Raw genomic sequence first — 23,710 nt, 5'->3', positions numbered from 1 at the left:
CGGCCGGCCGCCCCGGTGCCGGATCGGCTCACCAGCCGTGCCGGCGGTCCCCGAGCACCCGCTCGGACAGCTCCCGCTCGTGTTCGGCCGAGAAGGGCTCCGCCGACGCGCCGGCCGACCCGGCGGGCGTGCCGGATCCGCGCCGGTGCTCCGCCACCGCCCGCCGGGTGTCCTCGGCGACGAGGTCGGCATTGACCGCCGCGGCGACGTTCAGGCCGGCCGCGGCGGCGTTGATCACCCCTGCCCGGACGTCCGCCACGTTGCCGGCCACCCAGACGCCGGGGATCGCGGTCGCACCGGTCGGATCGGCGGGTACGTAGCTGCCCACGACGTACCCGTCGACCCGCAGCTCGGTCGGTGCCAGCCCGAGTGGGGCGAGCAGGTCGGCGCGGGCGGTGAACCGTGGCATCACCGTCAGGGCCTGGCGCGGGACGACCTGTCCCGAGCGCAGCCGGACACCGGTGAGCCCGTCGTCGGTCAGCTCCAGCCCCACGACCTCGCCCGTCACCACCGGAATCCCCCGGGCGGCGAGCTGCTCCCGCTCGTCCGCGCTTGGCGGGGCGGCGGTGTGCTGGAAGAGCGTCACGTCCGGGCTCCACTGCCGGAACAGCAGGGCCTGGTGCGTCGCCATCGGGCCGGTGGCCAGGACGCCGATCGCCTGGTCCCGGACCTCCCAGCCGTGGCAGTACGGGCAGTGCAGCACCTCCCGACCCCACCGCTGGTGCAGCCCCGGGATATCCGGCAACTCGTCCACCAGACCGGTGGCCATCAGCAGTCGCCGCGCCAGCACGGATCGACCGTCGGCGAGTTCGACCCGGAAGCCGGGACCGGACGGCCGGCCGTCCAGCGACTCGGCGCGTACGGCCCGGCCGGACATGACCTCGCCGCCGTACCCGGCCAGCTCCGCGCGTCCGACGGCCAGCAGTTCGCCCGGCGGCGTACCCTCCCGGCCCAGGTAGTTGTGCACGTGGCCGGCCGGGGCGTTGCGGGGTGCACCGGCGTCGACCACCAGTACCGCGCGACGGGCCCGGGCCAGGGCCAACCCGGCGCTCAGTCCGGCCGCGCCACCGCCCACCACCAGTACGTCGTATGTCCTGTCCATCTCCGTGCCCTCCTCGTCCCGTTCGGGTGCCGCCCGGACCAGCCGGCCGGCCACCCGCCTCGACTGTCCGTCCGGAATCCCGGATTCGACAAGCGCCGTTGCCAAATCGGCAAACAGCGGAACAGTCAGGGAGACGGAGCAGTTGGTCGCCCCGGCGTGGGCCGGGGGCGGGTCACGGCTGCTCGGAGCGCTCGACCGGCGACGGCCGCCCCTTCGCCCGGACCGCGTCCGACAGGCCGACGCCGAGCAGGGCGGCGCCGGTGACGGAGGCGGCGAGGATCAGGGGGCGGGACGCGACCAGCGGCGTCAGCCCGACCAGTACGAGCACCCAGAGCAGCCGGGACCAGGAGAACCTGCCGAAGATCTCGTACTCGAAGATCGTTCGCCCGATCAGGAACAGGGTCGGCCCGCCAACCACCACCAGCACCCAGCCCAGCCCCGCCCGGGTCCTGTTCCCATTGATCACAAGTTCGAACCCGGCGGCGGTCGACACGATTCCGGCCACCATGAGCAGATGGGTGTACGGCGCCCAGCGGGTCGCCCGGCCGGGCCGCTTGGTGATCGCCACCTGTAGGAACGCACCGGCCCGGTAGACGTAGATGTGCCAGAGCAGGAGCATCGTGGCGAATGCCAGCAGCAGTCCACCCAGCCGACCCGCGGTGAAGCCACGCCCGTCGTTCTGGAGCACCGGCACCAGGATGATGTCGCCGAGGGCGAGAATGATGAACTGCTGGTACCGCTCGCCGAGGTGCTCGCTCCCCTTGTCGTACTGGGCCAGCGGCACCCGGCCGAGCCGAGGCGAGGGATACCGCAGTGCCCCGCCGATGTAGTCGATCATCAGGGCGATGCCCCAGAGCAGGAGCCGCAGCGGGTTCGGCAGGAAGGCTCCGGCGATCCAGGCCGTACCGGAGACGACGAACCAGACGAGGAACCGGGTGGCACGGGCCTGGGCCTCGTGTCCGCGTAGCAGGGACACCAGCATGATTCCGCGTCCGACGTGGATCGCGACGTACATCCCGGCGAACAGCCAGCCGTGGTCGATGAACGCGTGCGGGATCGCGGCCGTCATCACGACGCTGCCGAGCATGGCCCAGGCGACGACGAGCTGGATCCTGAGTTGCTCCGGGTTGTAGAAGTCGGTCAGCAGCGCGGTGATCGACCAGATCCACCAGATCGCCATCAGCAGCACCAGCACCCGCACCCCGCCGAGCCAGGTCACGTCGCTCGCCAGCCGCATCGAGATGAGGGCGAGGGCCGCGACGTAGACCACGTCCAGCAGGAGTTCCAGCAGGGTCGCCCGCTTCGGCGCGTCGGGTTGCCGTATCAGTGCCGCCGTATCCTCGCCCGCCATCGAGCAGCCGCCCCCCACTCCCCGAAGCTCCGGTCGCTCCTCCTATAGGCGAACGATCGGCGCGGGCCGAGGACGCCGTCGGCGAGGGCTTCCCGGCACCGGTCTCAGCCCTGGAGGTCGTCCGCCGCAGCACGTTCGGCGGGCCGGGCCAGGCCGCCGGCCAGGCCGCACCCGGGACGTCACCGGCGACACCGACCCCTGGGGACGTTAGGAAGGGCCCCCGCCTATACAAAAAACGATAGGCGGGGGCCCTTCCTAACTTTTCTACTTAGCGGTGAACTCCACCCAGTTGAGGTTGACCAGGCCGGTGGTCGGACCACCGGCGACCGGTTGGAAGACCAGGTAGAGCCGGTGTCCACCGGCCGGCTGGTCGACCGGCAGGCTCTGGCTGGACCAGTCGTTGTTGCCGGTCGTCGCATTCAGCGTGGCGGTGCCGACCAACGGGCCGGTCGGCGAGTCGAGCCGCAGCTCGACCGTGGCCCGGGGCGTACCGGCGGTGGCCGCCGAGCCGCCCGAGACCCGGAACGTGACCGCGCTGGCGTCACCCAGGTTGATCGGGTCGAACGCGATGTGGTCACCCGCGTCGATCCCGTTGACGTGCTGACCGCCACCGGCGTCGCTGGTGTTGGCGATGGTGACGTTCTGCCGTACCTGGGCGAACTCGGCCTGCTGCCGGGGCGTCTGGACGACGACCTGGTTCACCGTGGTCAGCGCCGGCTGGCCGCCACCGCCGAGATCGGTGTACGAGGCGCTGATCCCGCCGTACAGGTAGCCGCCGGCATGGTCGGCACCGTCGGCCGGGGACTGCAACGTTCCGGTGCAGCCGGTGGTCGAGCCGTGCTCGTGGCCGTGGGTGTCGTGCCCGAGTACGAAGCTGACCGTCACCCGCGAGCAGTCGATGGTGCCGTCCTCCGGGTCGGTGACCGTCACCGTGTACGGGATCTGGTCACCCCAGTTGAAGAAGGAACCCGCGACCGGGCTGGTCACCGTCACCGTCGGCGCGGTGTTGCCGACCGTGATGACCCGGGTCAGCACTCCCGTCCTGCCGCTGGAGTCGGTCACCGTCAACCGGGCGGTGTACGTCCCGTTCGCGGTGTACGTGTACGACGTGCTCGGGTCGGCCGAGTCGACCGTACCGTCGCTGGTGAAGTCCCAGGCGTACGAGATGGACTCGCCCGGGTCCGGGTCGTGCGAGCCGGCGGCCGAGAAGTTCACCGTCAGCGGCGCCTGCCCGGAGGTCGGGCTGGCGTTGAGCACCGCGACCGGCGACCGCTTGCCCTTCACGTACCGGATCACCGAGAGCTGGGCGTCCGGGTTGGCGGTGAAGAAGCCGTCGCCGTACTCCAGCAGGTAGAGGCTGCCGTCCGGGCCGAACTCCATCTCCATCGGGTTGTCGAAGACGAACCCGGGCAGCAGTTGCTCGACCCCGGCCAGGTTGCCCTTGCCGTCGGTCCGCATCATGAAGATCTTGTCCCGGGTGAACTCACCGAACACCACGGCGTCGTGGTAGTACTCGGGGAACTTCGTCTCCGAGGTCGACGCCGGGTCGTACGAGTAGATCGGGCCGCCGTGCGGTCCCACCCCACCGGTGCCGACCACCGGCCACTTGAAGTCGCAACTGGTCGGCGGCGTCTCCAGGTAGGCGCCGGGGCACGGGGTACGGGCCTCGTAGGTGTACCAGAACTGCGGCTGCTGTACGGCCGGCAGCACCGTCAGACCCGTGTTCCGGGGCGAGTCGTTGACCGGGGCACCGCAGTTGAACGGCGCTCCGGAGGTCCGGGTGGCGAAGTCGTAGTCGACGTACGGCAACGCCGGCGAGTAGCAGTACGGCCAGCCGTAGTTGCCGGCCTTGTTGGTCGAGAACCAGCGCCCGGTGCCCTCCGGTCCACGGGTCGGGCTCGACGTACGGCTGTCCGGCGAGTAGTCCCCGACGTACACCCGGCCGGAGGCGTCGACGTCGTACCGGAACGGGTTGCGCAGCCCCATCAGGAAGATCTCCGGACGGGTCTTGCCCGCGTGGTCCTGCGCCTCGGGGAAGAGGTTCCCGGCCGGGCTGGTGTACGTCCCGTTCGGCTTCACCTTGATCCGCAGCAGCTTGCCGCGCAGGTCGTTGGTGTTGCCGGCGGAGCGCTGGGCGTCGTACCCCGGACCCTGGGTCGGCGACTCGTTGATCGGTACGAAGCCGTCCGAGCCGCCCGCGTTGGTGTCGTCACCGGTGATCAGGTAGAGCAGTCCCTTGGCGTCGAACTTCACCTTGCCGGCGACGTGGCAGCAGATGCCCCGGTCCACGTCCACCCGCAGGATCTGCTGCTCGGTGCTCATGTCCAGGTGCGGCGTCGCGCCCTGCACCATCTTGACCCGGGAGAGCTGGTTGTAGCCCTTGAACTTGTCCCAGACCGTCGGATCGGTGCTGGTGGCCGGCGCGTCGCCCTCGTTGACGCCGGGCGTCGCCGGATTGTCGACCGGGGTGGAAAGCGGCGGCGAGTAGAAGAGGTAGACCCAGTTGTTGGTGGCGAAGTCGGGGTCGATCGCAACGGTCTGCAGACCGTCCTCGTCGTGGCTGTAGACCGGGATCGTCGCGATCACCGGGCTGGCCCCGGAGGCGGGGTCGTAGAGCCGGATCTGGCCGCCCCGGGTGTTGTGCAGCACCCGGCCGTCCGGCAGCACCGCCAGCGACATCGGCTCGCCCGGCTCGTCGTTGAGGGTGACCTTCTCGTAGTTGCCGGTCACGGTCGCGCCGCAGTCGCCCTCGACCACTCCGGCGGCCCACTGGATGCCGCCGAGCAGGTGCTTGGTGAAGGCGTTCGACCGGTACGTCTCGATCGAGTGGCCGAGCCCGGTGTACCACGACCGTCCGCCCTGGTAGTCCTTGCACCAGGCGATCGGGTGGTCGAAGCCCATGCCGCCACCGGCGAAGCTCCGCTCGTCGGCGGTGGCCAGCACGTGCGCGGTGCCCCGGACGTTGGCGGAGAAGTTGTACCACTCCTCGGTCAGGGTCAGCGTGCGCGGCACGGTCTCGGTCGACGGGTGCGCCCGGTCGGCGACGTCGATGTTGCCCGGCTCCACACCGGACGCGCCGGTCGCCTTCGCGCCGAGCAGGCTCTGGTAGAACGGCCAGTCCGGCTCGGTCTCGGCCGCCGCGTGCACCCCGGCGTACCCGCCGCCGGCCTTGACGTACCGCTCGAAGGCGGTCTCCTGGGTGGCGTTGAGGATGTCCCCGGTGGTGTTGAGGAAGATCACCGTACGGTAGCGGGCCAGGTTCTGTTCGGTGAACGCACCGGAGTCCTGGGTGACGGTGACGGTGAAGTCGTTCTCCCGGCCGAGGTCGCGGATCGCCCGTACGCCGTCGGCGATGGACGCCCGGCGCGCGCCGGCGGTCTTGGTGAAGACCAGCACGCCGTAGTCGCGGGGCGCCCGGGCCTGGGACCGGAGCGCGGCCGGGCCGTTCTCGCGGGCGACGAGGGTCTCGCCCGAGCCGGCCGCCGGGCCGGGATCGGGTACGGCGGCGGCCGGTGCGGCGGTGGTCAGGGGAATGATCGTCGCGGTTGCCGCCAGAACGGTCAGCCAGCGGCGCAGGATCGCTTGCATGTTTCCTCCGTCTTGGTACACGGTCGTGCGGGCAGGAACACGCTCGTGCCCCGGCGCGGTGCCACGTCCGCCGGGGAGCCCGGGGGGGGTGCGGTCGGTGGTTCGCGGGAGGTGGCTGTCGGAACGGGCGGGGCGGACGCCGTCGCGCCCCGCCCGGACGGTCAGCGACGGTAGATGGTCAGCTCCGACATGTTGGTGTAGCTGAGCGCGGCGAAGTCCAGCGACTGGCCGGGGTTGGCGGCACCGCCGGGTGCGCTGTCCTGCTCCCAGTTGGCGTGCCGGTAGTCCTCGTCCCCGATGGTCTGGAAGAACTGCTGGAAGTTGATGTCACCCTCGCCCAGCGGCGTCATCTCGTATCCGTTGGCCAGCGCGCTGTTCCGGTTGCCGTCCTTGGCGTGGAACAGCGGGAAGCGCTTGCTCTGCGCCACCACGTTGAGGACCGGGTCGAACAGGTCGGTCTTCTCGCGGCCGTACCGGTCGACGTACTTCTGGTGCTTGAACCGGGCGACGTAGGCCCAGTAGATGTCCAGCTCGAAGAAGACGTACCTCGGGTCGGTCTTCCGGAAGAAGTACTCCAGCCGGCGGGTGCCCGAGGAGCGGGTCGGCTTCCCGCCCGCGTCCAGCGGTCCCGCGTCGAGCAGGAAGGAGTACGCCGCGTCGTGGTTGTGCGTGTAGAGCCGCAGCCCACGCCGCCGGGCCTGCCGGCCGAGCTCGTTCCAGACGTCCGCGGCCGCGTCCCAGTCCGAGGTGTACGACGAGTTCGTCGGGTCGCTGCCGGTGCCGATGTGCTCCATTCCGAGCGTCTCGGCGATGTCCATCTGCTCCTCGAACGTGGCCGGGTTGATCGAGGCGTGCGTCCCGTTGGCCACCAGCCCGTTGTCGTCGAGGATCTTCCGGATCTCCGCCGGGGTGATCTGCCGGCCCAGGATCGCGGTGTTCTGGGTGTAGCCGGCGAACTCGACCTCCTTGTAGCCGAGTTCGGCGACCCGGGCGAGCACCCGCTCGAAGCCGTACGGGACGCCGCTGTCGTCCGGGGCGGCCGAGATGCGGTCCCGGACACTGTAGAGAATGATTCCGCGGTTCCGGGACGGGATCAGCGGCTCGGCCCTGAGCTGGCCGTGCGCGATCGCCGGCTTCTCGGTCCGCACCACGTTGGCGCCGACCGCGCTGAGCGCTGCCGCCGCGCCCGCCGTGGCGGCGAGGATGCTCCGCCGGGTGAGGTGTCGCCGGGCCGCTGGGTCCATCGGCTGGTCTGTTCTGGTCATGTCCCACGCCTTTCCGGGCGGCCGGAGCCGCCCCGAGTCCGGGCGGTGTGGGGCCGCCCGGTGTGTGGATCGATTCACGCCATGCCCTCGGTGCGCGCGGCGAACCGGCCAACGCCGCTGTCGCGTTGCCGATCGGTCCTGCGAGGGCGCGAAACAACCTGACGGGCGCGCCGGCGTGCCACCCGCGGCGCGCGGGGAGGGGCGTTCCGGCTGTGGCGGCCGGGACACCTTCGTAAGCTCCGCCGGGCGGGGGCCCAACGGAATATGACGATCAGCGTTCGTCTCTGTTACGGATAGACACACGCTAGAGGCTGCGTCGCGAGAAAAGAAGAGAGAAGCTCAGCAACTTTGGTCTGCACATGCAAAAGTTGGCTGCAATCCACGGAAAGTAGACCGCGTTTCGGACAGTTTGGATCGTCGGCGGCCACGGCCCGCCGCGCCCGCCGAGGTTTCGCCCCGGCCGGCCACGGGGAAGGCAACGGATCATGTTCGACGGATTCACCCTGGACCGGATCGATGTCGGCGACGTGGAGCTGCGGGTACGGCACGGTGGCGACGGTCCCCCGGTGCTGCTGCTGCACGGCCATCCGCGTACCCACGTCACCTGGCACCGGGTCGCGCCGCTGCTCGCCCACGGGCATGTGGTGGTCTGCCCCGACCTGCGCGGGTACGGGCAGTCGACGAAGCCGCCGACCGTCGACGACCACTCGACGTACTCCAAGCGGGCGATGGCCCGGGACGGCGTCGCCCTGATGCGTGCCCTCGGGCACGAGCGGTTCGCCGTGGTCGGGCACGACCGGGGCTCGTACGTCGCCCAGCGGCTGGCACTGGACCATCCGGCTGCGGTGACCCGGCTCGCCGTGCTCGACGGGGTACCCATCGGCGAGGCGCTGGCCCGGGCCGATGCGAAGTTCGCCAGCTCCTGGTGGCACTGGTTCTTCCTCGGCCAGACCGCCAAGCCGGCCGAGCGGGTGATCAACGCCGACCCGGACGCCTGGTACCGGGGCAGCGCCGAGCAGATGGGCGCGGAGGCGTACCAGGACTACCGGGCGGCCATCCACGATCCGGCGACGGTGCACGCGATGTGCGAGGACTACCGGGCCGGACTGGGCGTGGACCGCGCCGCCGACGACGCCGACCGGGCCGCCGGCCGCCGGATCGGCTGCCCCGTCCTGTTCGGCTGGTCGACCCGGGACGACATGGTCGAGCTGTACGGCGATCCGGCCGCCATCTGGCGGAACTGGGCCGACGAGGTGCAGACCGTCGAGATCGACTCCGGCCACCACATGGCCGAGGAGGCACCGGTACAGCTGGCCGGAGCCCTCCTCGACTTCCTCCGGGCCGACCGCGACCCGGCGGACGCTCAGAAGTAGGTGTGCAGGACGTCCACGATCGTGTCGTCGTCGTCGACAACCGGGATGGTCCGCCACTTGTCGAAGGCGGTGCACGGATGGGAGATGCCGAAGCAGACCAGGTCACCGGGGCGGACCACGACCTCCGGCGGCACCCGGAGGTACGCGTGCTGGTCGTTGAGCCGGGTCACGCTCAGCCCCTCGGCGGCGTCGACCACGCCGAAGGTACGCCGGATCCGCAGCGGGACCGGCAGGCCCTCGTCGTACGGGGCGTCCCGCTTGCCCATTCCGACGATCGCCAGTCCCGGTTCCGGAGTGGACGTCACCTGCGCCCAGATCTCCAGCGCCTGGTGCAGCGCCCCCTCGTCGGGTACCCGGCGGAACGGCGTGTGCTCGGCGTAGAAGCCGTGGTCGTGGGTGACGTACGCGCCGCTGCGCAGCACCACCCGCAGGTCGTGACCGGGTAGCCAGGCGCCGCCGAGCTGGTCGGCCATGATGTCGAACCAGGCGCTCCCGCCGGCACTCACGATCACCTCCGGCGCCAGCAGCCCCCGGTCGGCCAGCCGGATCGTCGCCTCCCGGATCCGCCCCAGGTACGCCGTGACCGCGGGAGCGTCGGGCAGGCCACCCTCGTATCCGCTGACGCCGTCCAGGCGTACCCGGGCGGTGCCGGCGACCGCCTCGGCGACCTCGACCAGCTGGTCGACCGTACGGCAGCCGGTCCGGCCACCCGGATGCCCGAGTTCGGCGAGTACGCGTACCGGCGCGGTGCCCGGCTGGTCGGCGAGGGCGGCGCCGATCGCCTCGACCCCAGCGACCGAGTCCACGTAGAACAGTGCCTCGAACCCGTGGTCGAGTTCGCCGGCCAGCCAGCGCAGTGGCACCGGATCGAGGAGCTGGTTGGCCAGCAGCACCCGGGGTACGCCGAAGGCACGGCAGGCGAGCAGTTGGTTGGCGGTGGCCACGGTGACCGCCCAGGCACCGGCGGCGAGCTGCGCGGCGAACAGCGCCGGCGCCATGGTGGTCTTGCCGTGCGGGGCGAACGAGAAGCCGTGCCGGGCGCAGAACGCGGCCATCGTGTCGATGTTGTGCGCGATGGCGGTGGACCGGGCCACCAGCACCGGCCAGCTCACGGCGCCGCCGAACAGGCGGTGGCCGGCGGCGGCGAAGTCGGCGGACGACACCGGCGGACCGGGCTGCCAGAATCCCTTGGCCCGCCAGTCGAGGGCAGGCTCGTCGAGCTGATCGCGGAGCACGGCTCTCCCGCATGTTCGGATGTGGCTCGCTGTTGGCTGCCGAGCCTGCCTGATCACGAACTTCACGTCAACCGCCGGCCGGACCTGCGCAGAAGGCTTGACGGACCCGGCCCTGAAGGCCCAGGCTGTCCGCGTCACTGGGAAACGAACTACTTTCGAACCTGGAGCGCCGATGGTGATTGGTCTGGTCATCCACGCCAGCCACCGCGCCGTGTTCGAGGACGCGGCCCGCACTCTGGCCGGGGTGACCCTGGAGTGGGTCGTCTACGAGCACGAGGACGTGGTACGGCGGCTCGTCGCCGGTCTGCTCGCCCGGCAGCACGTCGACGGCCTGCTGCTCGGCCCCGTCCCGTACGCCAAGTGCCGTGACCTGCTCCCCCCAGACCTGCTCGTCGCCATCCTCCGCTCGGCCGGGCTGGACCTGTCACTGGCCCTGTTCAAGGCGTTGGCACGCGGCTGGCGTCCCACCCCGGTCAGCATCGACACGTACGACGCGCGGACGGTCGACGAGGTCGTCCAGGCCCTGGAACTGGACCCGAAGCAGATCAGCTGCCTGCCGTACGACCCGGAACAGAGCGTGGCCGAGATCGTGGCGTTCCACCACTCGGCACTGACCCGAACCGGCGCCGAGTACGTGATCAGCCTGCGTACCGCGGTCGCGGCACAGCTCCAGGGCAGTACCCGGGTGCTCGGTGGCCTGCCCGGACCCGCCACGCTGCGCGCCCAACTGCACGAGCTGGCCCTGCGGGTGCAGTCCAAACAGGCCAGCGCGCTGCGCTTCGCCGCCGGTGTCTTCCTGGTCGGCAAGGCCGGCCCACAGCTCGACCTGGACCGGGCCCGGGTGGGCCTGATGAACCTGCTCCTGAACACGCCGGAGTTCGGCGACGCCTGGATAGAGAACCGGGGCCGGCGCGGAGTGGTGGTCTTCGCCCACCAGGCACTCTTCGAGCAGGCGACCAGCGGCTGGGTGTCGCTGCCCGCGCTCGGCCAGGCGCAGGAGACCCTCGGGATCCGGGTCGTCGCCGGCTTCGGCGTGGGCGCGTCCGCCCGGAGCTGCCTGCACCTGGCCGAACGCGCGGCGACCCGGGCCGAGCAGGAGGAGACGCCCGGCGCGTACCTGATCGAGGACAGCGGAGTCATCATCGGCCCGATGGGCCCGGCCGGGTCGGCGGTCGCCTTCACCTACCGGGAACACGGCGTCGAACTGGAACAACTGGCCGGCGAGGTGGGACTGAGCGCGGCGACGCTGTCCCGGCTGGCCGCCATCGAGCGGACCCTGGAGGGCCGGGCCATCTCTCCCAGCGACCTCGCCTCCCAGCTCGGCATCACCGATCCCAGCGGCCGGCGCCTGATCCGCAAGCTGAGCGACTCCGGACTGGTCGAGGTGGAGGGCAGCACGCAACTGCACCGCAAGGGCCGCCCCGCCCGGCTCTACCGGCTGCGCATCGGCACCGCGATCGAGGCCCGATGACTGAGCAACGCGGCGGCCAGGGGGTCCGGTGGGACCTGCTGCTCACCGGTGGAGACCTGCTCGATCCGGGCAGCGGCCGGACCGGCCGGCACGACGTCGCGGTCCGCGACGGCCGGATCGCGATGGTGGCGCCGGACCTGCCCCACGACGCCGCCGCCGAGGTCACCGACGTGACCGGCCGGCTGGTCACCCCGGGCCTGGTCGACCTGCACTCACACGTGTACCCGGGCGCGACGTACTGGGGCATCGACCCCGACCCGGTGGCCTGGCGCTCCGGCGTGACCACCTGGGTGGACGCCGGCTCGGCCGGGGCGTACTCGTTCCCGGCCTTCGCCGCCGCCTCGGCCGGCTACCGGGTGCGGGTGCCGGCGCTGCTGAACATCTCCGCGGTGGGACTGATCGCGCCCGTCGGCGAGTCCCGGGAGCTGGCCAACTGCGACGTCGAGCTGGCCGTCGCGACCGTCCGGAAGCACCGGAAGACGATCGTCGGGATCAAGGTACGGATGGACCGGCACAACGTCGGCGCGCACGGCCTGACCCCGCTGCGCCGGGCGGTCGAGGCGGCGCAGGCCGGCGAACTGCCGGTGATGGTGCACATCGGCGCCGGTCCGCCGACGATCGCGCAGATGCTGCCGCTGCTGCGACCCGGCGACATCATCACGCACTGTGCCAGCGGCATCGCCGCCGGACCGGACGGATTCGACCCGGCCGCGAAGGAGGCGTACCAGGCGGGGGTGCTGTTCGACATCGGGCACGGCTCCGGCGGGTTCGCCTTCGACGTACTCGAGGCGCAGTTGGCGGCCGACATGCCGCCGCACGCCGTCTCCACCGACCTGCACGCCAGGTCGCTGCACGGTCCCGCGTTCGACCTGCCCACCACGATGGCCAAGATGCTCGCCGTCGGGATGAGCCTGCCGCAGGTGGTGGCCGCGACGACCGTGGGACCGGCCAGGGCGCTGGGGCTGACCGGTGGCGTCGGCACGCTCGGCGTCGGCGCACCGGCCGACATCGCGGTCTTCGCCGTTCAGGACGGCCGGTTCGAGTACGTCGACGTGCACGGGCAGCGCCGCCACTCGCCGACCCGACTGGTGAACGAGGTGACGTACCGGGCCGGCCGGCCGTTGCCACCCCGACTGCCCCAACCCGTACCGCCGTGGATCCCGCTCACCGACGCCCAGCGGCACGCCCTGGCCGACCGGGAACGCGCGGTACGCCACCTGCTGACCCCGCCCCTGGTGGGCCCGGACGGGCTCGCCGAACAGTTTCCCCGACACGGAGGTTGAGTCATGTCCAAGAAGATCGTCGTATCCGACCAGGCGGCCCCGCCCGGAGGGCCGTACTCGCACGCGGTGATCGCCGGTGACCACGTCTACCTGGCCGGGGCCTGCCCGGTGCTGCCGGACGGAACGTGGGTCCGGGGCGACTTCGCGGCGCAGGCGCGGGCCGCGTTCACCAACCTGGCCAAGGTGGCCGAGGCGGCCGGCGGCAACCTCGACAAGGCCGTCCGGGTCGGCGTGTACCTGCGGGACTTCGCCGACTTCCCGGCGATGAACGAGATCTACGTCGAGTTCTTCGGCACCGAGAACCTGCCGGCCCGGACCACGCTGCCGGTCGCGCTCAAGGGCTTCGACATCGAGATCGACGCCGTGCTGTACCTGGGCGACTGACCGCGTCGGCGACCCGCCGTCCGGCGCTGCCGGGCGGCCCGCCGGCATGCCCACAAAGTGGCTCTGAGCAGGGAAATTGTGACTTGACGCGGCGCTGCGGGGAGCCCAGCCTGTAGGACATCCATATCGACCTAATTACGAACCTAGCTCGTTATTCGAGGAGAGAGCCCGTGCGGAAACTCCTGGCCCTTCCCGCGCTGCTCGCGCTCGCCCTGGGCGCCGGTGCCTGCGCACCTTCCACCGACCAGCCCGCCGACAGCACCGACGCCAAGACCGGCACGCTGCGGGTCTGGCTCTTCGACGAAGCCAACCGCACCGCCAAGGAGGCGGTCGTCAACGAGGCGATCGCCGAGTTCACCGCCGCGCACAAAGATGTCAAGGTCGACGTCAGCTACCTGGCCACCGACACCCGGGCCGAGAAGTACAAGGGTGCGCTCAACGACCCGGCGAGCGCGCCCGACGTGACCGAGGTCGGCAACACCGACCTGGCCGGCTTCGTCGCCTCGAACGGCATGGCCGACGTCACCGCGGAGAACAGGTCCTGGTCCGAGGGCGCCGACCTGCCGGCCGACCTGGTCGGAACGGTGACCGTCGGCGACAAGGCGTACGGCGTGCCGTGGTGGATCGGGGTACGGGCGCTCTACTACCGCACCGATGTCTTCACCCAGCTCGGCCTGACCCCACCCACCTCGTACGCCGAACTCGTCAGCACCGCCAAGAAGATCCGGGCCGAACGCAACGAGATGCTCGGGATCGCCGTCGGCGGGCTCTACACCTTCGGCGCCCTGCCGTTCGTCTGGGACGCCGGCGGTGACATCGCCACCAACTCCGGCGGCAAGTACACGGCGGCCATCGACTCGCCGGCGGCCAAGGCCGGGATCAAGGCGTACACCGACCTGTTCGGCGCCGACATCTGCCCGGCACAGCAGTGCGTCGACCTGACCGGTGGCGGCACCGTCGAGGCGTTCGCCGCCGGCCGGGCCGGAATGGCGATCCTGGGCAACTTCAACCGCTCCGCCGTGGAGGCCGGCGCGGTCAAGGGGAAGTACGGCGTCGTACCACTGCCCGGCGCCAGGCCGGGATCGATCGCACCCGCCTTCGCCGGCGGCAGCAGCCTCGGCGTCTTCCGCTCCACCACGCACCGCAGCCTCGCCGTCGAGTTCATGCACCTGCTGGCGGGCAAGAAGTACACCCTCAAGCTGTACGACGCGATGGGCTTCGTACCGGCGATGAAGTCGGGCCGGGCCGAGGTGACCGCCAAGGAGCCGTTCCTGAAGCCGTTCATCGACACGATGGACGCCGGTACGAAGTTCGTCCCGGTCGACAAGGCGTGGACCACGATCGACGCCGAGAAGATCCTGCCGAACATGCTGCAGAAGGTGATCACCGGCAAGGCGACGGTCGACGGCGCGGCTGCCGAGGCGAACACCCAGATCAGTACGGCGCTCGGGAAGTAGCGACGGTGTCGTCGTCCGTAACGAACCGCCGGCAGCGGTTGACGCCCCTGTGGCTGCTGCTGCCGGCGCTCGCCGTCCTCGTGCCGATGTTCGCGTACCCGCTGTACCAACTCGGCCTGCTCTCCACCTTCGAGTACGGGCAACCACAGGTCAGCGGCGGTGAGCCGGCCCGGTTCGTGGGGACGGGCAACTTCCGTACCCTGTTCGGCGATCCGACGTTCTGGAGCGTGCTCAACCAGACGGTGCTCTTCGCCGCCGGCTGTGTGCTGGTGACGCTCGCCCTCGGCGCCGCGCTGGCGGTGCTGATGACCCGGATCGGCCGGGTGGCCCGGACGGTGCTGTCGTTCGCCGCCCTGACCGCCTGGGCCGCGCCCGCGATGACCGGCTCGGTCGTCTGGACGTTCCTGTTCGACAGCAATCTCGGCCTGGTCAACGAGGTCCTGGGCCTGGACGGCTACAACTGGCTCTACGACCGGAACGTGGCCTTCGCACTGGTCGGCGCGGTGGTGGTCTGGCACTCCTTCCCGTTCGTGATGATCACCCTGTACGCCGGGATCCAGGCCGTCCCCGGTGCCGTGCTGGAGGCGGCGGCGCTGGACGGGGCGAGCGCCTTCACCACGTTCCGCCGGGTCACCGCGCCGATACTGCGCCCGCTCATCACGATCGTGGTGATCCAGTCGATCATCTGGGACTTCAAGGTGTTCACCCAGATCTACGTGATGACCCGGGGCGGCGGCATCGCCGGCCAGAACATGGTGCTCAACGTGTACGCGTACCAGAAGGCCTTCGCCTCCGCCCAGTACGGCCTGGGCTCGGCGATCGGCATCGTGATGACGGTGATCCTGCTCGTGGTCACCCTCTTCTACCTGCGCGCCCTGCGCCGCACCGGGGAGGTGCTCTGATGCGTCGTCGCGTCGCCGACGGGGTGGCGATCCTGGTCGCCCTGCTGACGGTGTTCCCGATCTACTGGATGGTGCTGTCGGCGCTGAAGCCGACCGGCGAGATCCTGTCCGCCGATCCCCGCCCGTGGACGCTGCATCCGACCCTGGACCACTTCCGGTCGGCGCTCGGAGTCAGCGGGTTCGGCCGGTACTTCCTGAACAGCGTGGTCGTCGCGCTGGCCGTGGTCGCGCTGAGCGCGCTGATCGCGTTCCTGGCCGCGGTGGCGCTGACCCGCTACCGGTTCCGTACCCGGACCACCATCCTGGTGCTGTTCCTGATCGCCCAGATGGTGCCGGTGGAGGCGCTGAGCATTCCGCTGTTCTTCCAGATCCGCGACCTCGGCCGGACGGTACCGGGCGTCGGGCTGAACACCCTCGGTTCGCTGATCCTGGTACAGGTCGCCTTCAGCCTGCCGTTCGCGATCTGGATGCTGCGCGGTTTCGTGGCGGCGGTGCCGAAGGAGGTGGAGGAGGCGGCCATCATGGATGGTGCCTCCCGGTTCACCATCCTGTGGCGCGTGCTGTTCCCGCTGATCGCGCCCGGCCTGGCCGCGACCAGCGTCTTCTCCTTCATCCTCGCGTGGAACGACTTCCTGTTCGCGAAGACGTTCATCATCAGCGCCACCGAGAACCAGACCCTGCCGGCCGCGTTGCTGGTGTTCTTCAAGCCGGACGAGAACGACTGGGGCGGGATCATGGCCGCCTCCACCCTGATGACCATTCCGGTGCTGGTCTTCTTCATCTTCGTCCGGCGCCGGCTGGTCTCCGGTCTCGGCGGGGCGGTGAAGGAGTGATGCTGCCGCGGCCGGTCGCCGTCGCGCGTACCGGCTCGGGTCCCTTCACCATCGACGCGGCGACGACCCTCGGCACGGACCCGGCCTGTGCCGGGGTGGCGCGCTGGCTGCGGACCGTGCTCTCCGCCGCCACCGGCCTGCCGTTTCCCGGCCCCGCCGGTCCCGTCGACAGCGCCGCACACGGGGGTGGCGCGCCCGACGGGACCGGCGGCATCACCCTCACCGTCGACCCGGCACTTCCCGCCGAGGGCTACCACCTGCGGGTACGCCCCGACGGGATCGCCATCGCCGGTGGCTCGCCGGCCGGTGTCTTCTACGGTGCCCAGACCCTGCGGCAACTCCTGCCGCCGGCCGTGTACCGCCGCGCGCCGGTGACCGCCGGCCCGTGGACCGTGCCGGGCGTCGAGATCACCGACGCGCCCCGCTTCGGCTGGCGGGGCTGCATGCTCGACGTCGCCCGACACTTCCTGCCGGTCGCCGGGGTACTGCGCCTCGTCGACCTGCTCGCCGCGCACAAGCTGAACGTGCTGCACCTGCATTTGACCGACGACCAGGGCTGGCGGGTGCAGATCCGGCGGTACCCCCGACTGACCGAGGTCGGCGGGTGGCGTACCGAGTCGATGGTCGGGTCACGTCAGCACGAGCGGTTCGACGGCCGGCCGCACGGCGGCTACTACAGCCAGGACGACATCCGGGAGATCGTCACGTACGCGGCGGAACGGTTCGTCACCGTCGTACCCGAGATCGACCTGCCCGGCCACACCCAGGCCGCCATCGCCGCGTACCCGGAACTGGGCAACAACCCGGGCGAGCCGGTCGCGGTCGGTACCCGCTGGGGGGTCTCCCGCCGGGTGCTGAACGTCTCCGACGAGACCATCGCGTTCTTCCGGCACGTGCTGGACGAGGTGATGGAACTCTTCCCGAGCCGGCATATCGGGATCGGCGGCGACGAGTGCGTGAAGGACGAGTGGCGGGCCAGCCCGGCCGCCCAGGCCCGGCGGCGGGAACTCGGGTTGCGCGACGAGGACGAGTTGCAGAGTTGGTTCGTCCGGCAGTTTCAGCAGCATCTCGCCGCCAGCGGTCGAACCCTGTTCGGCTGGGACGAGATCCTGGAGGGCGAACTTCCGCCCGGCGCGACGGTCGCCGCCTGGCGCGGTCCGGCGTTGGCGGTCGCGGCGGCCCGCGCCGGGCATGAGGTGGTGGCCTGCTGGGACACCGCCGCCTACCTGGACTACCGGCAGTCCGACGGTCCGGACGAGCCGATCCCGGTCGGTACGGTGCTCACCGTCGCGGACGTCCGGGCCTTCGAGCCGGTGCCCGCCGCGCTGCCGGCCGAGTTGCGGGACCGGATCCTCGGGGCGCAGTGCAACCTCTGGACCGAACATGCCGACAGCCCGCGCGGGCTCGACTACCTGGCCTTTCCCCGGCTGTCCGCGTTCGCCGAGGCGGTCTGGTCGCCCGCGTCCCCGCCCCCGCCCCCGTTGCCGTTGCCGTTGCCGTCCCCGGCCCCGTCCCCGGCCCCGGCCCCGTCAGCGGATGCGACGCCGACGCCCTCTCGGGTTCCCGAGGACGACTTCGCGCGGCGCCTCGCCGCGCACCTGCACCGGTTGGACGCCCTCGGTGTCGAGTACCGCCGGCCCGCCGGCCCGCTGCCCTGGCAGCGCCGGCCGGACGCGGCGGGCTGGCCCCGCGAGCGCGCCGACCGCGAGGCCGAACTCGCCACTCTCACCCGCAACGTCCACCAGAGCTAGGGCTCGAACCCGGGTGAGAGGTCGCGCAGACCGCGCCCGGACTCGTAGCTGGAGACTGGGATGGCGAAGTGGAACGCGTTCGGGTCCGGAACGTGCGGCCCGCCGTAGGCAAAACACACTCCCCGCTGTGGCGCCCAGCCGTTGAAGAACAGCTGGAAGCAGTTGATGCAGAACTCCCAGTTCGCCTGGGTGCCCGGCGGCTCCCCGATGTCGTGCGGCAGTACGTAGTTGTACGGGAAGGTGGAACCCGTCCGGTGCGGAATGTTCTCGATGTTGGTGCCGATGCAACGACCACGGTCCGGCCAGAAGCCATTGAAGAACAGCCCGAAACAGTTCCGGCACCACCGCCAGTCGGGCTGGTCGGTGGGCGTCCAGCCGCCCCCGAACGGGATCATGAAGAACCAGCCGACCTGACGGTGCGGATATCCCGTCGCCGGACAGTGCCCGCTGGGAGCAAGGCCCCAGTAGAACATCACGAAGCAGTCGCCGCAGAACCGGTACGGGGAGTGTGTGGTGTTCGTCCAGGCGGACGCCGGGGAACCGGTGCCCACGGTGGCGAGGACGGTGGCTGCCACGCCCAGACCAGCGGTCCTGGTGAGGACCGATCGACGAGTCCATCGAGGGACCTGATCAGATTTATCCATGATGTGGGCTCTCCCTTGTTGACCGGACAACCTGGCGACGGCTGACTGAGACAGCGGACCTGACCGCGCGACGGATCTGGCTGCGGCACGGATTCACCGGATCACGGAACTAGGATGGGCCGCTCGGCCGTCGCGCGATAGGGCTCGGTGCCACCGGGGTGACACGAATCGTTGATCCGACAAGGCGCGGCCGCACGTATCGATAACATCCAGGAATAGCACCCAAACGGACCAGCACGCCGACCCCGCCACGACTGAGGCGTGCCGCCATCGAGTACCGCCTCGCGGAGTTCATCGAGATGTTGACGACTTTTTGTGGTGTGAACAGCGAGAGATCGTCAAGATCTACTCGGGCCACCACCCGTACAGCGTCCTAGGACAGTGGGGTGGGGCGTCGGTGACGGTTCCGTCCAATATGGAACAATGTCGGATGGGTCCGGCGCCGTGCCGGACCGACGACTCACTGGGAGCACTCGTGCCGGTAACCGCCAACCTCGTCAAGCTGGTCGACAAGGAGTACCAGGACAAGAGCCTGGCCGAACTCGTCGACGCCCCGGTCGCCGCGCTGGCCGGCGTCAGCGAGCGGGCCGCGACGCACCTCAAGGAGGCCCTCGGCATCAAGACCATCGGCGACCTTGGCCGGAGCCAGTACTTCCGTACCGCCAGCGCGCTCGTCCAGCTCGCCGAGAACGGCGAGTAGGCACCTTCCCCGGCCGAACTGTCGGCCGTAGCCCGGCGTCGGGGCGCCAGCCGAAGGGCTGGGGCCCCGGCGCCGCCGCTGTTCCAGCCGATATCGTGCCCGGATGCCAGCTACCTTCAACGCCTACGTCGCCGAGCATGCCGTACCGCTCGCGACGGTTGACCCGGACGCCCCACTGGACGACCTCGAACCGCTGGTCGCCCTCTTCCGCGACGCGCGGGTGGTCGCGATCGGCGAGAACGCCCACCTGGTGCGGGAGTTCTACCAGTGGCGACACCGGCTGCTGCGCTTCCTGGTGGAGCGGTGCGGGTTCACCGTGTTCGCGATGGAGTCCGGATTCAGCGAGGGGCTGGCCGTCGACGCGTGGGTGCGCGGCGGCCCCGGCGAGCTACGGACGCTCTCCGAGCGGAACATCACGTACACGATGGGCCGTTGTCCGGAGATGCGTGCCCAGCTGGCGTGGATGCGTCAGCACAACGGCACCGCCGGAACGCCACTGCGGTTCTTCGGGGTGGACGTACCCGGCTCGACCGCGTCACCGGTGCCGGCGCTGGAGAACATCGGGCGGTACCTCGGCGCTGTCGACCCCGACGCGGTCCCGCTGGTCGACCGACTACTGGTGCGGGTGCAGAAGTACGCGGGCGAGCACTCGATGGCCGCGTACCAGGCGTACGCGCAACTTGACGTAGCCGACCGGGACGGCATCACCGCGCTGTTGGCGGAACTCGCCGGCCGTTTCGACGCCCTGGAAGTGGACTTCTGCCAGGTCTCCGGTGTCGAGGCGTACCGGATCGCCCGGCACGAGGTACGGCTGACCTGCCTGCTGGATCAGGCGCTGCGCGGGTACGTCGGCCACCTCGTCCCCGGCGCCTCCCACCCGAAGGTCGCCGCACGTGACCGGGGCATGGCCGAAACGGTGTTCTGGCTGCTCGACCAGCTCGGCCCCGACACGAAGATCGTTCTCGGCGCGCACAACAGCCACCTCCAACGGACCCCGGTCGTCGCGCCCGGGTTCGGGTTGTCCGCGATGGGCCACCACCTGGCACACCGCCTCGGCGGCAACTACCTCGCGGTCGCGGCGACCTGCTCGGCGGGCCGGACGTCGACGCGCCGACGCAATCCGGACGCGCCCGGCGGGGTCGACATCATCGCCACGGAGCTGGCATCCCCGGCGGACGACAGCGTCGAGGCGGCCTTCACCGGAGCGTCCGGACCGAGGATCGTCGACCTGCGCCCGGCGCGGGGCCGGGTCGCCGGGCCCGACAGGATCCGCCTGATGGACACCTACCAGGAGGCGCCGATCCTGGACGCCTACGACCTCGTCGTCAACATCCCGCAGACCTCCACCACCGAACAGGTCACCGGCTGACCCCACCCGATCACATAGCGTCCGGCCTGTCCTGGAGGGCCGGTGTGGTCAGGTGCCGGGCGTACGCCTCGGTGGTGAAGAACGCCGGTAGGTCCTCGCCTAGCGCGGTCCGGGCGAAGACCTCCACTGCCGGCGCGATCCGGTCCAGGTCGGACCCGGTGCAGTCGGCCCGCAGCGCCGTCACCTCGTCGTCCAGGATGGACCGCACCAGCTCCGCCGTCACCCGGCCGCCGTCGGCCAGCGGTGTCGCGTGGTGCAGCCACTGCCAGACCTGGCAGCGGGCGATCTCGGCGGTGGCCGCGTCCTCCATCAGGTCGAAGAGCGCGACCGCTCCGGCACCGCCGAGCCAGGCGTGCAGGTAGCGCAGCGCCACCGCGACGTTGCCCCGCACGCCGGCCAGGGTGACCCGACCGGGGGTCCGGTCGACCGCCAGCAGGTCGGCCTCGGTCACCGACACGTCGTCGCGGAGCCGGTCGAGCTGGTGCGGCCGGTCGCCGAGGACGGCATCGAAGGCCGCCCGGCAGCCCTGGACCAGGCCGGGATGGGCGACCCAGGACCCGTCGAAGCCGTCACCGGCCTCGCGCTCCTTGTCGACCCGGACCCGGGCCAGCGCGACGTCGTTCGCCGCCGGGTCCCGGCTGGGAATGAACGCCGCCATCCCGCCGAGGGCGTGGGCGCCGCGCCGGTGACAGGTCCGCACCAGCAATTCGGTGTACGCCCGCAGGAACGGCACCGTCATCGTCACGTCGGCCCGGTCCGGAAGAACGAAGTCGTCGCGCTGCCCGAAGTTCTTGATGACGCTGAAGATGAAGTCCCAGCGGCCGGCGTTCAGTCCGGCGGCGTGCTCGCGGAGCTCGTAGAGGATCTCGTCCATCTCGAAGGCGGCGGTGATGGTCTCGATCAGCACGGTGGCCCGGATCGTGCCCTGCGGAATGCCGAGATGGTTCTGGGCGAACCGGAAGACGTCGTTCCAGAGCCGCGCCTCGCGGTGGCTCTCCAGTTTCGGCAGATAGAAGTACGGCCCGCTGCCCGCGTCGAGTTGCCGCTGCGCGCAGTGGAAGAAGTAGAGCCCGAAGTCGACCAGGCTCGCCGAGATCGCCCGCCCGTCGACCACGATGTGCTTCTCCACCAGATGCCAGCCGCGCGGCCGGACCACGATGGTGGCGGGGTCGGCGCCGAGGACGTACCGCTTGCCCCGCCCGTCGGTGAAGTCGATCCGGCCGTCGATCGCGTCGACCAGGTTGAGCTGACCGTGGACCACGTTGTCCCAGGTCGGCGCGAGGGCGTCCTCGAAGTCCGCCAGCCAGACCCGGGCACCGGAGTTGAGCGCGTGAACGGTCATCTTCCGGTCCGGCGGGCCGGTGATCTCCACCCGCCGATCGACCAGCCCCGGTGCCGGCGGCGCCACCCGCCAGTCCGGGTCGGCCCGGATCGCCGCCGTCTCGGGCAGGAAACCCGGCAGCTGGCCCTCGGCGTACCGGGCCCGCCGGGCCCGACGGGTGTCCAGCAGCGCCACCCGCCGCGCCGCGAACTCGCTGTCCAGCGCGACCAGGAAGTCGAGGGCCTTCGGGCTGAGGATCTCCTCGAACCGCTCCTGCATCGGGCCGGTGACGACAACTCTCATCGGAACTGCTCCTCTTCGGTCGAGCCACGCAGCGCGGTCGTCTCGGCCGCGGGGTTGAGCACCGTACTGATCAGGTCGAAGTAGCCGGTGCCGACCTCACGCTGGTGCTTGACCGCCGTGTATCCGTCGGCCTCGGCGGCGAACTCCCGCTCCTGCAAGGAGACGTAAGCCGGCATGCCCTCGGCGGCGTAGCCCCGGGCCAGGTCGTACATCGAGTAGTTGAGGGCGTGGAAGCCGGCCAGCGTGATGAACTGGAACGCGTACCCCAGGTGCCCGAGTTCGCGCTGGAACTTGGCGATCGCGTCGTCGTCGAGGTGCTTCCGCCAGTTGAACGACGGCGAGCAGTTGTACGCGAGCAACTGGTCCGGGTACCGCGCCTTGATCGCCTCGGCGAACCGGCGGGCGACGGTGAGGTCCGGAGTGCTGGTCTCCATCCAGAGCAGGTCGGCGTGCGGGGCGTACGCGAGGCCACGGGCGATGCACGGCGCGATTCCGTTGCGTACCCGGTAGAAGCCCTCGGCGGTCCGTTCGCCGGTGGTGAATTCCTGGTCCCGCTCGTCGGTGTCGGTGGTGAGCAGCGTGGCGGCGTGCGCGTCGGTGCGGGCGACGATCACCGACGGGATGCCGGCGACGTCGGCGGCGAGCCGGGCGGCGTTGAGGGTCCGCACGTGCTGCCCGGTCGGGATCAGCACCTTGCCGCCGAGGTGGCCGCACTTCTTCTCCGATGCGAGCTGGTCCTCCCAGTGCACACCGGCCGCGCCGGCCGCGATCATCGCGCTCATCAGCTCGTACGCGTTGAGCACGCCGCCGAACCCGGCCTCCGCGTCGGCGACGATCGGGGCGAGCCAGTCGGGCCCGGTCGCGCCCCCCTCCGCGGTGCTGATCTGTCCGGCGCGCAGCAGCGCGTTGTTGATCCGGCGTACCACCGCCGGCACCGAGTTGGCCGGATAGAGGCTCTGGTCCGGGTACGTCTGCCCGGCGAGGTTGCCGTCGGCGGCGACCTGCCAGCCGGACAGGTAGATCGCCTTCAGCCCGGCCCGGACCATCTGCACCGCCTGGTTGCCGGTGAGCGCGCCGAGCGCGTGGACGTACTCCTCCTCGTGCAGAAGTCGCCACAGCCGCTCGGCTCCCCGCCGGGCGAGCGTGTGCTCCTCCTGGACCGCACCGCGCAGCCGGACGACGTCCTCGGCGCGGTAGGTCCGCTCCACCCCCCGCCAGCGCGGGTCGGTGGCCCATTCGGTACGCAACTGCTCCGCTGACGTACTCATCGGTTCCTCCTCCGGGCTCTGTCTTCTCGTGCCGGCCCTCTCGCTTCTGTCGGAACGATCGCACGGTCCCGTTCGGAGCGTCGAGATACGGAAACAGCCAATTTTTGAAA

18 protein-coding genes are annotated in these 23,710 nt (G+C 70.7%); 10 read left to right on the top strand and 8 right to left on the bottom strand.

Translation table 11 applies throughout. The features are described from left to right. Window positions 1-28: 28 nt before the first annotated feature. The 4 genes from H4W31_RS20130 to H4W31_RS20115 all read right to left on the bottom strand — a co-directional run bounded on the left by H4W31_RS20130 (window position 29) and on the right by H4W31_RS20115 (window position 7,306). Complete coding sequence (locus H4W31_RS20130; protein ID WP_192768078.1) at window positions 29-1,102, bottom strand: NAD(P)/FAD-dependent oxidoreductase; 1,074 nt, start codon at window positions 1,100-1,102, stop codon at window positions 29-31. 172 nt (window positions 1,103-1,274) lie between these two features. After that, window positions 1,275-2,453, bottom strand: a complete 1,179-nt coding sequence (locus H4W31_RS20125; RefSeq protein WP_192768077.1) for a low temperature requirement protein A — start codon at window positions 2,451-2,453, stop codon at window positions 1,275-1,277. 264 nt (window positions 2,454-2,717) lie between these two features. Next, window positions 2,718-6,041 carry a ThuA domain-containing protein gene (locus H4W31_RS20120; RefSeq protein WP_192768076.1) on the bottom strand — a complete coding sequence of 1,108 codons (3,324 nt, stop codon included), beginning with the start codon at window positions 6,039-6,041 and terminating at the stop codon, window positions 2,718-2,720. 161 nt (window positions 6,042-6,202) lie between these two features. Then, the gene (locus tag H4W31_RS20115; RefSeq protein ID WP_225945606.1) at window positions 6,203-7,306 is read right to left on the bottom strand and encodes a sugar phosphate isomerase/epimerase family protein; all 1,104 of its coding nucleotides are present in this window, start codon (window positions 7,304-7,306) and stop codon (window positions 6,203-6,205) included. Window positions 7,307-7,791: 485 nt separating this feature from the next. On the opposite strand from H4W31_RS20115, the gene H4W31_RS20110 reads away from it, so the two are divergent. Beyond that, on the top strand, window positions 7,792-8,679 hold the full coding sequence (locus H4W31_RS20110; protein WP_192768075.1) for an alpha/beta fold hydrolase: 888 nt from the start codon (window positions 7,792-7,794) through the stop codon (window positions 8,677-8,679). On the opposite strand, the gene H4W31_RS20105 is transcribed toward H4W31_RS20110, so the two are convergent. Continuing rightward, window positions 8,670-9,914: an alanine racemase gene (locus tag H4W31_RS20105; RefSeq protein WP_318783286.1), complete on the bottom strand. Its 1,245-nt coding sequence runs from the start codon at window positions 9,912-9,914 to the stop codon at window positions 8,670-8,672. The genes H4W31_RS20110 and H4W31_RS20105 overlap by 10 nt on opposite strands. A 172-nt stretch (window positions 9,915-10,086) precedes the next feature. Between H4W31_RS20105 and H4W31_RS20100 the strand changes: the two genes are divergently transcribed. The 7 genes from H4W31_RS20100 (at window position 10,087) to H4W31_RS20070 (ending at window position 17,995) form a co-directional block, all read left to right on the top strand. Then, window positions 10,087-11,385, top strand: coding sequence for a helix-turn-helix domain-containing protein (locus H4W31_RS20100; protein WP_192768073.1), 1,299 nt, complete (start codon window positions 10,087-10,089; stop codon window positions 11,383-11,385). Next, complete coding sequence (locus H4W31_RS20095) at window positions 11,382-12,668, top strand: amidohydrolase/deacetylase family metallohydrolase (RefSeq protein WP_192768072.1); 1,287 nt, start codon at window positions 11,382-11,384, stop codon at window positions 12,666-12,668. The genes H4W31_RS20100 and H4W31_RS20095 overlap by 4 nt, the downstream gene beginning before the upstream one ends. A gap of 3 nt (window positions 12,669-12,671) precedes the next feature. Continuing rightward, window positions 12,672-13,052: a RidA family protein gene (locus tag H4W31_RS20090; protein WP_192768071.1), complete on the top strand. Its 381-nt coding sequence runs from the start codon at window positions 12,672-12,674 to the stop codon at window positions 13,050-13,052. Window positions 13,053-13,222: 170 nt separating this feature from the next. Continuing rightward, the gene (locus tag H4W31_RS20085) at window positions 13,223-14,509 is read left to right on the top strand and encodes an extracellular solute-binding protein (protein ID WP_192768070.1); all 1,287 of its coding nucleotides are present in this window, start codon (window positions 13,223-13,225) and stop codon (window positions 14,507-14,509) included. 5 nt (window positions 14,510-14,514) lie between these two features. After that, window positions 14,515-15,411 carry a carbohydrate ABC transporter permease gene (locus tag H4W31_RS20080; RefSeq protein WP_318783285.1) on the top strand — a complete coding sequence of 299 codons (897 nt, stop codon included), beginning with the start codon at window positions 14,515-14,517 and terminating at the stop codon, window positions 15,409-15,411. Then, on the top strand, window positions 15,411-16,244 hold the full coding sequence (locus H4W31_RS20075) for a carbohydrate ABC transporter permease (RefSeq protein ID WP_192768069.1): 834 nt from the start codon (window positions 15,411-15,413) through the stop codon (window positions 16,242-16,244). The genes H4W31_RS20080 and H4W31_RS20075 overlap by 1 nt, the downstream gene beginning before the upstream one ends. Beyond that, entirely contained in the window at window positions 16,244-17,995 is a 1,752-nt protein-coding gene (locus tag H4W31_RS20070; RefSeq protein WP_192768068.1) for a beta-N-acetylhexosaminidase, read from the top strand. Before H4W31_RS20075 ends, H4W31_RS20070 begins: the two co-directional genes overlap by 1 nt. Here the strand turns inward: H4W31_RS20070 and H4W31_RS20065 are convergent. After that, window positions 17,992-18,570, bottom strand: coding sequence for a hypothetical protein (locus tag H4W31_RS20065; protein WP_192768067.1), 579 nt, complete (start codon window positions 18,568-18,570; stop codon window positions 17,992-17,994). The genes H4W31_RS20070 and H4W31_RS20065 overlap by 4 nt on opposite strands. Before the next feature lie 544 nt (window positions 18,571-19,114). Here H4W31_RS20065 and H4W31_RS20060 point away from each other — a divergent pair. Both H4W31_RS20060 and H4W31_RS20055 read left to right on the top strand, forming a co-directional pair. After that, window positions 19,115-19,339: a hypothetical protein gene (locus H4W31_RS20060; RefSeq protein WP_192768066.1), complete on the top strand. Its 225-nt coding sequence runs from the start codon at window positions 19,115-19,117 to the stop codon at window positions 19,337-19,339. Window positions 19,340-19,442: 103 nt separating this feature from the next. Then, window positions 19,443-20,708, top strand: coding sequence for an erythromycin esterase family protein (locus H4W31_RS20055; protein WP_192768065.1), 1,266 nt, complete (start codon window positions 19,443-19,445; stop codon window positions 20,706-20,708). Window positions 20,709-20,718: 10 nt separating this feature from the next. Here the strand turns inward: H4W31_RS20055 and aceB are convergent, their stop codons facing one another. Both aceB and aceA read right to left on the bottom strand, forming a co-directional pair. Then, window positions 20,719-22,332, bottom strand: a complete 1,614-nt coding sequence (gene aceB / locus H4W31_RS20050; RefSeq protein WP_192768064.1) for a malate synthase A — start codon at window positions 22,330-22,332, stop codon at window positions 20,719-20,721. Continuing rightward, window positions 22,329-23,600, bottom strand: a complete 1,272-nt coding sequence (gene aceA / locus H4W31_RS20045; RefSeq protein ID WP_192768063.1) for an isocitrate lyase — start codon at window positions 23,598-23,600, stop codon at window positions 22,329-22,331. Before aceA ends, aceB begins: the two co-directional genes overlap by 4 nt. Window positions 23,601-23,710: the final 110 nt, after the last annotated feature.

The sequence above is a fragment of the Plantactinospora soyae genome (assembly GCF_014874095.1).
Classification (GTDB): domain Bacteria; phylum Actinomycetota; class Actinomycetes; order Mycobacteriales; family Micromonosporaceae; genus Plantactinospora; species Plantactinospora soyae.
This window is presented reverse-complemented; position numbering and strand designations above follow the sequence as displayed.

Bases quoted from the DNA above. Each gene is read 5' to 3' on its own strand.
- H4W31_RS20130 (WP_192768078.1), bottom strand. From the start codon at position 1,102: ATGGACAGGACATACGACGTACTGGTGGTGGGCGGTGGCGCGGCCGGA.
- H4W31_RS20125 (WP_192768077.1), bottom strand. From the start codon at position 2,453: ATGGCGGGCGAGGATACGGCGGCACTGATACGGCAACCCGACGCGCCG.
- H4W31_RS20120 (WP_192768076.1), bottom strand. From the start codon at position 6,041: ATGCAAGCGATCCTGCGCCGCTGGCTGACCGTTCTGGCGGCAACCGCG.
- H4W31_RS20115 (WP_225945606.1), bottom strand. From the start codon at position 7,306: ATGACCAGAACAGACCAGCCGATGGACCCAGCGGCCCGGCGACACCTC.
- H4W31_RS20110 (WP_192768075.1), top strand. From the start codon at position 7,792: ATGTTCGACGGATTCACCCTGGACCGGATCGATGTCGGCGACGTGGAG.
- H4W31_RS20100 (WP_192768073.1), top strand. From the start codon at position 10,087: ATGGTGATTGGTCTGGTCATCCACGCCAGCCACCGCGCCGTGTTCGAG.
- H4W31_RS20095 (WP_192768072.1), top strand. From the start codon at position 11,382: ATGACTGAGCAACGCGGCGGCCAGGGGGTCCGGTGGGACCTGCTGCTC.
- H4W31_RS20090 (WP_192768071.1), top strand. From the start codon at position 12,672: ATGTCCAAGAAGATCGTCGTATCCGACCAGGCGGCCCCGCCCGGAGGG.
- H4W31_RS20075 (WP_192768069.1), top strand. From the start codon at position 15,411: ATGCGTCGTCGCGTCGCCGACGGGGTGGCGATCCTGGTCGCCCTGCTG.
- H4W31_RS20070 (WP_192768068.1), top strand. From the start codon at position 16,244: ATGCTGCCGCGGCCGGTCGCCGTCGCGCGTACCGGCTCGGGTCCCTTC.
- H4W31_RS20055 (WP_192768065.1), top strand. From the start codon at position 19,443: ATGCCAGCTACCTTCAACGCCTACGTCGCCGAGCATGCCGTACCGCTC.
- aceB (WP_192768064.1), bottom strand. From the start codon at position 22,332: ATGAGAGTTGTCGTCACCGGCCCGATGCAGGAGCGGTTCGAGGAGATC.
- aceA (WP_192768063.1), bottom strand. From the start codon at position 23,600: ATGAGTACGTCAGCGGAGCAGTTGCGTACCGAATGGGCCACCGACCCG.